Source organism: Subdoligranulum variabile, assembly GCF_025152575.1.
Lineage (GTDB): Bacteria > Bacillota > Clostridia > Oscillospirales > Ruminococcaceae > Gemmiger > Gemmiger variabilis.
The window spans coordinates 887,389-900,054 of sequence record NZ_CP102293.1; the positions used below are offsets into that span (position 1 = coordinate 887,389).

General features: G+C 62.6%; 11 protein-coding genes and 1 tRNA gene. 4 read left to right on the forward strand and 8 right to left on the reverse strand.

Going from position 1 to position 12,666, the window contains the following annotated elements; genetic code table 11:
- Positions 1–55 precede the first annotated feature (55 nt).
- The 3 genes from NQ490_RS04505 to NQ490_RS04515 are packed head-to-tail and all read left to right on the forward strand — an operon-like array spanning position 56 to position 2,882.
- Positions 56–1,207, forward strand: a complete 1,152-nt coding sequence (locus NQ490_RS04505) for an alanyl-tRNA editing protein (protein WP_007047674.1) — start codon at positions 56–58, stop codon at positions 1,205–1,207.
- A 21-nt stretch (positions 1,208–1,228) separates the two neighbouring features.
- Positions 1,229–1,963 carry a tRNA (guanosine(46)-N7)-methyltransferase TrmB gene (gene trmB, locus NQ490_RS04510; protein WP_007047675.1) on the forward strand — a complete coding sequence of 245 codons (735 nt, stop codon included), beginning with the start codon at positions 1,229–1,231 and terminating at the stop codon, positions 1,961–1,963.
- On the forward strand, positions 1,950–2,882 hold the full coding sequence (locus tag NQ490_RS04515; protein WP_007047676.1) for a putative ABC transporter permease: 933 nt from the start codon (positions 1,950–1,952) through the stop codon (positions 2,880–2,882). Before trmB ends, NQ490_RS04515 begins: the two co-directional genes overlap by 14 nt.
- A 38-nt stretch (positions 2,883–2,920) precedes the next feature.
- Here NQ490_RS04515 and NQ490_RS04520 read toward each other — a convergent pair whose 3' ends face one another.
- Genes NQ490_RS04520 through NQ490_RS04540 form a run of 5 tightly spaced genes read right to left on the reverse strand, consistent with a single transcriptional unit; the run spans position 2,921 to position 8,861 of the window.
- Entirely contained in the window at positions 2,921–3,754 is an 834-nt protein-coding gene (locus NQ490_RS04520; protein WP_084759140.1) for an ABC transporter permease, read from the reverse strand.
- Complete coding sequence (locus tag NQ490_RS04525) at positions 3,736–5,265, reverse strand: FHA domain-containing protein (RefSeq protein WP_007047678.1); 1,530 nt, start codon at positions 5,263–5,265, stop codon at positions 3,736–3,738. Before NQ490_RS04525 ends, NQ490_RS04520 begins: the two co-directional genes overlap by 19 nt.
- A gap of 12 nt (positions 5,266–5,277) precedes the next feature.
- The gene (locus NQ490_RS04530) at positions 5,278–5,754 is read right to left on the reverse strand and encodes an FHA domain-containing protein (RefSeq protein WP_259951639.1); all 477 of its coding nucleotides are present in this window, start codon (positions 5,752–5,754) and stop codon (positions 5,278–5,280) included.
- Positions 5,755–5,779: 25 nt separating this feature from the next.
- Positions 5,780–7,501, reverse strand: coding sequence for an FHA domain-containing protein (locus tag NQ490_RS04535; protein ID WP_040917835.1), 1,722 nt, complete (start codon positions 7,499–7,501; stop codon positions 5,780–5,782).
- A 22-nt stretch (positions 7,502–7,523) separates the two neighbouring features.
- Positions 7,524–8,861 carry a coiled-coil domain-containing protein gene (locus NQ490_RS04540; RefSeq protein ID WP_007047682.1) on the reverse strand — a complete coding sequence of 446 codons (1,338 nt, stop codon included), beginning with the start codon at positions 8,859–8,861 and terminating at the stop codon, positions 7,524–7,526.
- A gap of 205 nt (positions 8,862–9,066) precedes the next feature.
- Between NQ490_RS04540 and NQ490_RS04545 the strand changes: the two genes are divergently transcribed.
- Positions 9,067–9,143, forward strand: a tRNA-Asn gene (locus NQ490_RS04545).
- 276 nt (positions 9,144–9,419) lie between these two features.
- Here NQ490_RS04545 and NQ490_RS04550 read toward each other — a convergent pair.
- The 3 genes from NQ490_RS04550 to NQ490_RS04560 form a co-directional block, all read right to left on the reverse strand.
- Positions 9,420–10,265, reverse strand: a complete 846-nt coding sequence (locus NQ490_RS04550) for a carbohydrate ABC transporter permease (protein ID WP_007047685.1) — start codon at positions 10,263–10,265, stop codon at positions 9,420–9,422.
- Between the two features lies 1 nt (position 10,266).
- On the reverse strand, positions 10,267–11,160 hold the full coding sequence (locus NQ490_RS04555; protein ID WP_007047686.1) for a carbohydrate ABC transporter permease: 894 nt from the start codon (positions 11,158–11,160) through the stop codon (positions 10,267–10,269).
- 78 nt (positions 11,161–11,238) lie between these two features.
- On the reverse strand, positions 11,239–12,609 hold the full coding sequence (locus NQ490_RS04560) for an ABC transporter substrate-binding protein (protein ID WP_040917836.1): 1,371 nt from the start codon (positions 12,607–12,609) through the stop codon (positions 11,239–11,241).
- Positions 12,610–12,666: the final 57 nt, after the last annotated feature.

Consider the following 12,666-nt stretch of genomic DNA (forward strand, 5'->3'; position numbering starts at 1 on the left):
CCTGTTTTATGGTATAATAGGAAAAATTCACGGAAAAGGAGGTCACTTTCCCCCTGTGACCGAGAAACTGTACGAAACCGATTCCTATCTGCAGCGGTTCACCGCCACTGTGCTGGACTGCCGCGAAAGCAAAGACGGCTGGGCGGTGGTATTGGACCGCACGGCCTTTTTCCCCGAGGGCGGCGGACAGCCCTGCGACACCGGCCGCCTGGGCGATGCCCGGGTGCTGGCCGTCCACACCGACGGCGAGACCATCACCCACACCACCGATGCGCCGCTGCCGGTGGGCGCCGCGGTGGAGGGGATCCTGGACTGGGCTGCCCGGCTGGACGCCATGCAGCAGCACACCGGCGAACATATTTTAAGCGGCACACTGCACCGGCTGTACGGTGCCGAGAATGTGGGCTTCCATATCGGCAGTCCCTATGTACGGATGGACACCAGCATCCCCTTGACCGCCGAACAGCTGGCGGCCGCCGAAGCCCAGGCCAACGCCGCTGTCCGGGCCGACACCCCGGTGCACTGCTACGTGCCCGACGCCGCCACCTTGGCGGCCACCGAGTATCGCAGCAAAAAGGAGCTGGAGGGCCCTGTGCGGCTGGTGGAGGCGGGCGGCGACCGCTGTGCCTGCTGCGGTACCCATCTGGCCCGCACCGGCGAGGTGGGGCTCATCAAGATCATCTCCGCCCAGCACTACAAGGTGGGCATGCGGCTGGCCGTAGCCTGCGGGCAGCGCGCCTATGACGCCGTGGCCGCCGGCTGGGCCGACGCCGAGTCGGCGGGGCGGCTGCTCTCGGTGCCAGTGGGCAGCCTGACCGGGGCCGCGGGACGGCTGCGGGAGGCAGAGGCCAAACTCAAGCAGCGGCTGGCCGCCCTGCAGAACGCCTTGGCCACTGCCTGTGCGGCGGGAGCCGAACCGGGCAAACCCTGCACAGTCTGGGCGGAAGGTGCCGACGGCGACGGGCTGCGGCGCATCGCCATGGCTGTCACCGCACAGACCGGCGCCCCCTGCTGCGCTCTGGCCCCGGGCGGCCAGGGCCTGGCCTACGCCCTGGCTGCTGCACCGGGCGGCGATGTGCGGGCGGCCTGTCAGGCACTGAACGCCGCCTTTGCGGGCCGCGGCGGCGGCAAACCGGCCTTCTGCCAGGGCAGCCTGGCGGAAGGCGACGAAGGGCAGGTCCGCGCCTTCCTCACCCACAATCTTTGAGAATCAGGAGAAGATACCGTTATGCGCATGCGATTCAAACCCTATGCACGGCCGGAACTGCTGGCCTGCGACTTCCACGTCCACGAGCCGCTGACCCACGCGGGCCATTGGCATGAGCTCTACGCCCGTCCCGACCAGCCCTGGCATCTGGAGCTGGGCTGCGGCAAGGGCGGTTTTCTGGCCCAGATTGCCCCGGCCCATCCCGACATCAACTATCTGGGCATCGACATCACCGACAAGGTGCTGATCCTGGCCAAGCGCAAGGTGGAGGCGGCCTATGCGGCCCGCCAGCTGCCCCCCGACAATGTCAAGATCGCCAGCCTGGACATCGAGCGGATGGGCAACGCCTTCTCCCCTGAGGACCGGGTAGCGCGGATCTACATCAACTTCTGCAATCCCTGGAGCAAGAATGCCGGCAGCAACAAGCACCGGCTGACCCATCCGCGGCAGCTGCTCCAGTACCGCGCCCTCATGGACGAGGGCGCCGAGATCTGGTTCAAGACCGACGACGACGATCTGTTCCACGACAGCCTTTCCTACTTCCCGGCCGCCGGGTTTGAGATCACCTGGAAAACCTTCGACCTGCACGCCGACGAACCGGCCTGGAATCTGCGCACCGAGCACGAAGGTATGTTCAGCGAACAGGGCATTCCCATCAAGGCGCTGATCGCCCGCAAGGGCCCCGACAGCACCATCAGCTGGGTGGAGCCCAAGGAGCTGGCCCGCCAGCAGGAGACTCCCGATGACCCCGCTTGAGATTGCCGCCCGCACCCTGTACTGGTTTTTCCTCTACGGGATCCTGGGCTGGTGTGTGGAGGTCATCTACGCCGCCATCCGGGAGCATCGTCTGGTCAACCGGGGCTTTCTGTGCGGGCCGATCTGCCCCATCTACGGCTTCGGCATGGTGGGGCTGCTGCACTGCATCCGGCGGCTGCCCGCCGACGGCGAGCCCGGTGTGGTGACGGTCTTTGTGGTGGGCATGGCGCTGACCACCGCCATCGAACTGGTGGGTGGCTGGGTGCTGTTCCGGCTGTACCACATCCGGTGGTGGGATTACTCCCATCTCAAGGGCAATCTGGGCGGGTATATCTGCCCGCAGTTTTCCCTGCTGTGGGGCCTGGGCAGCGTCATCATGGTCAAATTCGTACATCCCCTGCTGGCAGGCATCAGCGCACCGCTGACCTTGCGTGTGCTGCTGCCTCTGGACGGAGTGCTGCTGGTATTTTTCCTGGTGGACGTGGGTGTTTCCTCCGCAGCGGCCATCGGCCTGAACAAGCGGCTGAAAGAAATCGACGAACTGCGCGCCAGGCTGCGCATTTCCAGCAACAAACTCACCGAAGTGCTGGGTACCGGCGCCATGACCGCCGACACCCTGTTGGACGAGCAGAAACTGCAGCTGGCCCTGGCCAGGCTGGAGAGCCGGGACAACGCCGACGCCCTGCGCGCCGAACTGACCGCCCGGGCCGACGCCCTGCGCACCAAACTGCACGCCGCCTATCATGACAGGATGGGCACCCGGCGTCTGCTGCGGGCCTTCCCCAAGATGCAGAGCCCCCGCTATGCCGAGACTCTGGCCTCCACCCGCACGGCGCTGCGTCATCTGCGCCAGCTGGCCCGCAACGCCCAGACGGCCGCCAAAGAAGCCGCCGACAAGCTGCGCCGCGGCGAATCCTGATACAGCAAACGCCCCGTCCTGCCGGACGGGGCGTATTCTTATGCTTTTTTGCGGGTAAAGGAGATCTGCAGCACCAGCCAGGCGGCCAGGATACAGACCACCGCGATGAGACCCAGCATCTGCCAGCAGTGCAGCAGGTTGGCGATGGTGGCATCGTACATGGGGCCGTCGAAGCCCGCCTTGAGCCAGGCCAGCCGGCTGTTGAGGTCGGTGGAGGCGCCCAGCGCGCCCATGCCCCAGCGGCAGACGATGATGTTGGCGATCACGTTGGCCGCACCGGTGAGGGTGAACATGATGCCGCTGAACACCACCTGGCCGATCATGATGACCAGAACCACAAGGATGGCGGTCTCACCGCTCTTGAACAGGGCCGACACCAGCAGACCGGTGGCGCCGGAGGCAAACAGCATGAGCAGTACCGTGACAAAGATTTCCAGGTTGGTTTCAAAGAGCAGGTGGTTCTGGGGAATGTGCACCACGTTGACAAAACCGAAGGTCAGGATGAACCCCTGGACGATCTCGATGAGCAGCAGCACAAAGGCCTTGCTGAGCACCACCGCCCCCAGGCTGACCCCCACCGAAGCTTCCCGCAGGATGATGTCCCGCTCCTTGCAGATCTCCCGGTAGGAGTTGAGGGTGCCCATAAACGCCGCCATGGCACTGAGGATGAACAGCGCCGTGCGGCTGCCCACGTTCACCAGGTTGGAGGTGAAGCAGTTGGGGTCCACCACCAGCTTGATGACGAACACCATAAAGGGGGCCTGCAGGATCAGGCTGGCCAGCAGCAGTTTGTCGTTCCAGATCAGCCGCAGGTTGCGCTGCACCAGCACGGTGAACTGGCGCAGGAATTTCATCAGTTCGATTGGTCGCATCGCTTGTCCGCCTCCTGTGCTGCCTCGGGCCAGGCCGCCGCCAGGCGGTTGAACTCCGGCGTGGTAAAATACTGGCAACGGTACTGTTCCACCAGCTCCGGCACCCGCAGCTTTTCAAAGATATCGCTGGTAAGCTCCACGTCAAAATAGGAATGGAGATTTTCCGGCGGACCGTAGTAACACAGCACGCCGCCCACGCCCAGAAAGGCGATCTTGTCGCAGAGGTTGATGTTGGACATATTGTGGGTGACCATGAGCACCGTGCAGTTCTGGTGGCTGAGCTTGCGGCAGAGTTCCATCATGCTGCGGTCCAGATCCGGCGAAAGTCCGCTGGTGGGCTCGTCCAGAATGAGCAGCCGGGGGCTGGCCAGCAGCTCCATGGCGATGGAGACCCGCTTTTTCTGCCCTCCTGACAGCTGGGAGATCAGCGTTTTTTCCCGTCCGGTCAGGTCCACCGCCTCGATGGCATGGGCCACCGCCGCGGCGATCTCGGCCTTGCTGGCGTCGTGGGCGATGCGCAGCTTCGCCGTGAAGGTCAGGCTCTGCTCCACCGTCAGGTTGTCGTGCATGATGTCCCGCTGGGGCACATAGCCCAGCACCGCATCAAAGGCGTTGCGGTTGCCCCGGGTCTCCAGGCCGTCGAACCGGACGCTGCCCGCCGTGCAGGGATCCGTACCGGTGATGCAGGTCAGCAGGCTGGATTTGCCGGTGCCCGACCCGCCCACCAGCACCACAAAGCTGTTGGGCTCGATCTCCAGGCTGGTGCCGTCCACAATGTTCAGCGGTTTGCCGGTGTTGCGGTCCTGCACCGTCTTGTAGACGTTGAGCAGCTGCACACTGATGCCGCTCTTGTGTTCATGATAATGGAGCAGCCCGCCGGTGAAGGCAAAGACCTGGGTGGGCACGTTGATGACGGCACCGCTGCGCAGCGCCGTGCGGCTGATGCGCACCCCGTCCACATAGGTGCCGTTGGTGGAGCCCAGGTCCCGCACCTCGAACTGGCCGTCCCTGTAGACCACTTCACAGTGGTGGCGGGAGACACGGTCGCTGACCAGCTTGATGTCACAGTCATCGCCACGGCCGATGAGCACCCGCTTTTTGCGGCGGATGTCCACCTCCCGCAGCACGGCGGCGTCGGTCTGCTCCTGGCGGGGCCCCTCCACGCTGCCCTGGACGGTGCGGATCTCCTCCACCCGGAAGGTGATCTCCTGGGTGGCGGCGTCCCCGTCGGTATTCAGCCCGATCACATCCCCCGGCTGCAGGGCGCAGGTCTCCCCCGCCGTCAGATACCGGTTGTTGTACCAGGTATTGCAGTCGCTGGAATCGTCGGTGATCGTCCACTGCCCGTCGGCACAGGCGATGGTGAACTGGCGGTCCCCCACATTGTTCCGGCGCAGTACATATTCACACTGAGCACTGCGGCCGAAACGGTAGGCGCCCCGGTCGGAAGGCAGCGTGATGCGCTGTTTGTTGCGCTGTTCGGTGATGAGAAATACGATCTCGCTCGCCACGGCGGCACCTCCTTACCAGCGGAATCCGCCGCCGCAGAACGGCACGAACCGCAGCGTGTTGCTGCCCAGCCGGAGCTCCTCCCCGCCGGTGAGGGGCCGGGGTTCCAGCACCGCTTCCCCCGCCAGGTAGCACAGCTCCTGGGAGGACCCGGGCAGCAGCGTGAACGCATCGGCCTGGTCATCATAGACCACGGTGGCCTGCCGGGCGCCCAGCGGTGCGTCGGGGCTGAGCGTCACCGGCGCCGCAGCGGCATCCAGCCCCAGAAAGCTGCGCCCCACGCCCAGACGCAGGTCCCGGCCCCGGGCGGGGCCGTCCAGCACCACCAGCCAGCCTGCCACCGGGCCGTCCGGTGCCGCGCTCTGGGCCGCCGGGGCCTCGCTGGTCTGTACGATGGCCGTTTCGGTCTGCAGGTCGGTGTTGCAGTAGGGGCAGGCGGGATATTTGTCCCCGTCGTAAAAATGTCCCTGTTCACATTTGGTCAGTTTCATCCTAGTATCCTCTTTTCACGCCGGGTCACAGTACCAGACGGATCGTGGTGCGTCCCAGACGCAGGGTATCGTTGTTCTGCAGGCGGTGTTCCCCGCCGATGCGCTCCCCGTTGACAAAAACCGCCGCCTCCGGCGACAGCGTCTGGACCAGCAGAGACTCTCCCCGCACGCACAGCAGGCAGTGCTGGGGCCGGACCTTGGGATCCGGCAGGCAGAGATCACACTGGGTCGCATCGCTGCCCAGCATCAGGCTGCTCTCCACCATGCCGGCCCAACGGCTCTCGGCAATGGAACCGCGCTGGGCCCAGAACAGCGTCACCCAGCGGCGGGGCAGGGTCGATGCCTCTTCGGCACCGGCCAGCAGATGTTCCGCCTCGGCGGCCTGCTCGGCGCTGCGGTCACGACGGCGAAGCCGCCGCCACTGGAAGAACAGCACGGCCAGCACCAAAATCGTGACGAGCATCGGGGCGCGGAACCGGGCCAGGTAAAAACCGTTGTCCCGGGGCCAGACCGCCACGGTGAAATCGGTCTCCTCCCGCAGGGTGCTGACATTGGCCGGGGACATCCGGCTGGATACCTTGTTCAGAGCCACATGATACTGCCCTTTATAAAGGTTGGCGGTGGTCAGCGTCACCGTGCGGCCATCCTCGCTGATCTCCACCTTTTTCACCGGCACATGCCAGTTCCAGATGTCGTTGGTGACCACATGGTAAAACTGCGGCCGGGTGGCGTTGGCGTTGATGGCCTGGTTCATGGTCAGCCGCAGCGTGTTGCGGCCAAGGACCTGCACCTCGCCGACATGGGGCTTCTCCATCTGAAAGCCCATATAGACGGTGGAGCTGCTCTGCACCGCACTGCCCAGGCTGGGCACCGAAAGGGTGACGATCTCCTGCCGTTCACCGTACAGACTTTCCGGCACCTCGGTGCGCAGTTCCAGGGCCGTGGCAAAGAGCTGCTGCTTGGCCAGCAGCTCGCTGCCCATCTCCTGCATCGTGCAGGGAACGATCCGCCCGTCCGACATGGTGTTCAGCACCGCCAAGGTGTCCGGCGCGCCGCTGCCCACGAAGGTATACATAGCCACATTGAGTTTGCTGCTCACATCGGTGAGCAGTCCCGCCAGCAGCGCCGGATTGGTGACGATCCGCTTGCCGTCAGTGCAGACGAAGATGGCCTTGCGGGGTGCCAGGGCCTGGTAGTCCCGCTGGATATCCTCCGCCACCTTGCCGGCCGCTCCCGCCAGGTCCATCTGACCGTCCGCCTGCTGGATCTTTGCCAGCGCCGTATAGAGCGCCGTGGTATCTGAGGTGGCGGGCTGCACGCAGACTGCACCGCCTGCCAGGGTATACAGGGCGATCTGGTCGTTTTCCTGTTTGTTGCGGATGAGCTGCCACAGAGCTCCGCGCATCTGCCGGAAATCCGCCGGGTCGATATCCGCGCTGTTGTCCAGCGCCACCAGGTAACAGATGGGACTGTCCGCCTGGCCCAGGGAGCTGGTGTCCAGATGCTGATCCCCTACCGTCAGTTCCAGCCCGGCCGCCTGTACCACCATGGGGGTATAGGAATCTCCGTTGGCGTCCTGAGCGTAGAAAAAGACGTCCATCTCCGGCACATTGACGTAGATCTGCTCCACCCGGAAACTGCCCGCTCCACTGGTGGCGGTGGTGGTCTCCGCCCCGGCAGCCAGACAGACTGCCAGACAAAACACCAGCATCCAGACGGCGGACAGGGTGTATCTGAGAGTTTTCACGCACTGTCTCCCGTTTGACAAATTAAGTATGGGACATCTTTTTCCGCAGCGCCCGCAGCGCGGCCACCGCTTTTTTGCGGCGGGGATTTTCCTCCGGCTTGCGCTCGGGCAAGATCTGGATGTCGCCGCTGTCTAGGTCCTCGCCCTCCCCGGTGTCGCTCAGGTCGGGCATCACCGGAGTATGGGGACCGTGGGCCGGTGGTTCCTCGTCCAGAATGGGCTCCCCCTCCTGCCGCAGGATCGGGTAGGAGAAAATGGCCCCCGGGATCTCGATTTCCGGCGGGTCGCTGGGCTGCTGCTTGGGTTCGGTATCAAAGTATTCCGGCGAAGGCGTGGTTTCCTCCTCCGGCACCAGCTCCACCGTGCGCGGCGGGGCGGGTTCCTCCTCGTCCAGACCGGGCGCCACCACACAGTTCACCGGCTCCTGGCCGTCCTCCGACGAAGGAGTCTCCGCTGCAGGCAGCGCGGCGGCCGCAGCATCCACCGTCTTGTCGGACAGGTCCAGCCGCGGTTCGGGCGAAGCCTCGGTGACCTCCTCATCATAGGGGGCGATGGGGGTATTCTGCCGGGCATAGTCCTGTGCTTCCTGCAGTTCCCCGATCATCTGACTGAAAAAGTCCATCAGCTTGTCCCGCTGCTGCTCCATCGCCGCGATGCGGCTCTTGAGATCCTGCAGCCGCAGCCGGTGGGCATTCTGGATCTCCCGCGTTTCGTCGGTGGCGGCCTGCACCATTTTGCGCGCCTGACTGATGGCCTGCTCCCGCGCCAGCTGGTCGATGGCCTCCGCCTTGCGGTTTGTTTCGGCCAGCAGGGCATCGGCGTCCTCATGGGCTTTCTGACGGATCTTGTCTGCCTCGGTCCGGGCATCGGCCAGGACCTGCTCTTTCTCCTTCAGCACCTGCTGCCGGGCTTCGTCATGGGCGCGCCCCTTGATGCGCAGCGCCGCCTCTGCCTCCTCGGCACGGTCGGTCAGTTCCTTGTTTTCCCGGGTCAGATCGCCGTTTTTCAGCCGCAGCACCGCTACCTGATCGCTGAGGGAATGATTCCGCTCCTGTACTTTGGAATAGCGCGTCTCCAGATCATCCCGCCGCTGGGAGATCTTGTCCGCCTGCCCGGCCAGGGTGGCATTCTGGGCCGCCAGATTCTGGTTCTGTCCCAGCAACGTTTGGCAGCGGCGGCGCAGGGCATCACTCTCCTGCCGGGCGGCGCGTGCTTCGGCATTGGCCACCGCCAGGCTCTGCTCATAATCGCTGCACAGCGCCCGCAGCGCCTGGCGTACATCTTCCGGTTCGTAGCCGCCAAACCGTGCCTTGCGCACGCCGCACTGTTCCATATATTGGTTGACGTCAATTTTTGCCATATGCCGCAATCCCCCGACAAATTTCTATAAGTAATTTTATTATAAGGCATGCCCCAGGGGAACGCAAGCGGATTTTGGCGAAAGCCGCAGCTGGTCTTCTCCGCAAAAAATGTGCAAAAAAAATTCAAAAAAAGCGTTGACAAAGAAACGCGAGCTTGCTATAATAATAAAGCTGACTCGAGAGCAGCACAGACGAAGTAAACATTGCCCCTTAGCTCAGTCGGTTAGAGCACCTGACTGTTAATCAGGGTGTCCTCGGTTCAAGTCCGAGAGGGGCAGCCACCAAGCGATAGAGGTTTTCCTCTGTCGCTTTTTTTGTTTTAGCAGACCTTTGTCCTAAAAGTCAGAACCACCTTTTCCCTTCTACATTCGTTTTTGGCGCTTGCTTTCCTTCCCGATATTCCCTAAATTGCAAAATGCGATATTGCTATGACGACACCCCGTCTTTTACAATAGCAAAAACGAGATAGGCGTCCTCTCTTGAGGACGCCTATCTCATTTTTTGATATCTGACAGCTGCCCATTTTCAGGCGCAGCCATTGCCATTTGCGGGCGTTTTCATTCCTTGACGGCGCCTGCCGCAACCCCCGCTAAAATATGTCGCTGGAAGATCACATAGATGAGGATGGTGGGCAGCATGATGACGATGATGCCCGCTGCCAGACTCTGCCAGGAACCCTGCTGGGCGTTGGCGTAGTCCATCAGGAAGGTGGTCAGGGTGCGCAGTTTGTTCTTGGGCATGTACAGGTAGGGAATGTACATGTCGTTGATGATGGTGATGGCCTTGATGATGACGACGGTGGCCGTCGCGGGCGACAGCAGCGGGAAGATGATGCGGCCGAACAGCCCGAAGTAGCTGCAGCCGTCCAGCAGGGCGCTCTCGTCCAGAGAAACGGGCAGCGTCGAGATGAACTGCCGGTAGATGTACAGCTGCATGAGGTCAGCGGCGATGTAGATGACGATGGGGGCGCCCAGGGTGTTGTAGAGGCCCAGCCCGTTGATGATCTTGAAGCGGGCAATCTCGGTGACGAAGGTGGGCACCAGCATGCCGATGAAGAACATGCTGACGATGATTTTTTTGCCCCGGAACTGGAATCGCTCGATGATGAAGGCGGTGACGGTGCCCAGCAGCACGTTGAAGACGATGCTGACGACCAGGATGATGATGGTGTTCTTGAAGCCGATGAGCAGGTATTTGTTGTGGAAAACTTCGGCGTAGTTTTCCAAGGTGATGCGGTCGAGGGGCAGCGTCAGGGGCGAGGTATTGACCATATCGCCCTTGGTCTTGAGGGAGGCGAAGAAGGTCAGCAGGATGGGAGTGATGACAATAAGCACCATCCCGATGCAGATGAGCTGTTTGAGGATCTGGGCCAGCAGCTCGCGGCGTTTTCTTGATTCCAGCATATCAGTCCTTGTCCTCCTTCAGAATCAGTCCGTGGATGATCTTGTTCTGGATCAGATAGATCACCACGATCATGACCATGATGGCCACGGCCATCGTGGACGCCAGCCCGAAGTTGGAGAACTGGAAGGCGGTGTTGATGGTGTAGAGGGTGAAGGTGCTGGAGGCGTAGCCCGGACCGCCAGCGGTCATGACGAAGGGAATGTCGAAGACCTGCAGGGCGCCGCGGATGTTATCGAACAGCACGAAGTCCACCATCAGCATGATGGAGGGGATCTGGATGTGGCGGAACATCTGCCAAGTGTTGGCACCGTCGATGACGGCGGCCTCCTGGATGTCCTGGGACACCGACTGCAGCGCCGCCAGGAAGAGGATCACATGGTAGCCCGAGTACCGCCACAGCGACACGAAGGCCAGCACGAAGTTGACGATGGTGGGGTCGGACAGCCAGCTGCGGCTGAGCATGCCCAGGTGCAGCGCGTTGAGGATGCCGTCAAAGGCACCGTTGACCGGCGAGAAGAAGTAGGAGAAGGCGTAGGCGATGGCGACGCCGTTGATGATGTAGGGCAGGAAGACCATCGTCTTGTAGAAGCCGGCGGCACGCAGTTTGGAGTTGAGCAGCACGGCAAAGGCCAGTTCCACTGGGATCATGCACAGGTGGGCGAAGAAGTAGACGGCGTTGTTGCTCAGGGACTGCCACAGGTCGGGATTGTGGAACATGCTGATGTAGTTGTCCAGCTTGATGAAGTTGCTGGTGGGCGAAAGGCCGTCCCAGTCGGTAAAGCTCATGCGGATGAGGTCCAGCGCCGGCACCATGACGAAGCCGATCAGCAGCAGGGTGGGCACGATCAGGCACACCCCGATGAAGAGCTGGCGCTGTTGTTTCAAGGTTTTCATTCGGTAATAACCCCCCTAGACAAACGAAGCGGGGGCCGCCTGGTGGATCAAGCGGCCCCCGCGGGTGTTCCGTACAGATTACTGGATGCCCAGCTTGGCGCGGGCTGCGGTCCACTTGGCGTCCAGATCGGCCAGCATGCTGTCCAGATCAAAGCCGTCGGTGAACATCTGCGCGCCCAGCTTCTTGTAGTCGAAGGTGGTCTCGTTCTGCAGGGCGGTGAAGTCATCGCCGCCGCCGTCGTACATCACCATTTCGGCATCCGGCTGCAGGGCATCGGCCTCGGCCAGCACGGGGTCCTTCTCCTTGGGGAAGTTCTCCATCGAGGAAGCGCTGGAAACGTATGCGATGTAGCCGGGGTACCATTCTTCGCTGTAGAACCACTCCACGAAAGCCTTGGCCAGTTCGGGGTTCTTGCTGTGGGTGGTCACGCCCATGAAGCTGTCGCCCTGGACCACATAGCGGAACGGCTCATCGGTGGATTCCCGGACGGGCAGGTAGAAGGTGCCCAGCTCGTCGGTGCTCTCGGCGCCGGCCTGGATGTTCTGCAGGCCCCAGTCACCCAGCGCGATGATGGCGGCCTTCTTCTGGGCGAAGAGGGTGGTCGCCTGGTCGTTGCCCAGGCCCAGGGGGTCCTTGCCGAACACACCGGAGGTGAACAGGTCGTACACGCGGTGGTAGGCGGTGTTGATGTCGGAGCCCTCGGCAAAAGGCGTGTCGGTCTTGGCCATGTCGTTCCAGTTCTGGCCGTTGCCGTTCACCAGGGCGGGCATGAATTCCATGTAGGGGTAGTCGGGCCATTCATCCTTGGCGCCCAGCGCGATGGCCATGAAGTCGGGGTCCTTGGCGCCGTAGTAGTCCTGCAGCGTCTTGGAGACGGTCTTCAGTTCCTCCCAGGTGGTGGGCACTTCCACGCCCGCCTCCTGGAACATGTCTTTCCAGTAGTAGACATATTCATAGCCGGCGGTCATCGGCACGCCGAGGATCTTGCCGTCCAGGGCATAGCCGGCGGCCAGCGTGTTGTTCTTGGCGGCGTCCAGGTCGGACAGGTCCAGCAGGTAGTCCTGGAACCGGGACAGGGTGAAAGGCTTGTTGAACATGACGTCGGGCAGCTGGTTGGCGGAGGCGCGCATCTTCATGGCGTTCCAGTACTCGCTGTCGTCCTTGATCTTTTCCACTTCGATCTCAGCGTTGGGGTAGTGCTCCTGGAACTTGCCCACCATGTCGTTCTGGTCGATGTATTCCATCAGGTTGTTGTCCCAGATGGCAAAGACCAGTTCGCCGCTCAGGTCCTCATCGACGGTGGCTTGTGCCTCAGTGCCGGATGCGGTATCTCCGGTAGCCGCATCCCCGGCAGGCGCCGTGCTCGAGGCCCCGCTGCCGCCGCAGGCGGCCAGGGAAACCGCCAGCATGGACGCTGCCAGCGCAGCGCTGATTGCTTTCTTTCTCATTCTGTGTTCCTCCATTCCTGTTGATAGCTTCGGGCATCGCCTTCCGCGTGCCCGTTT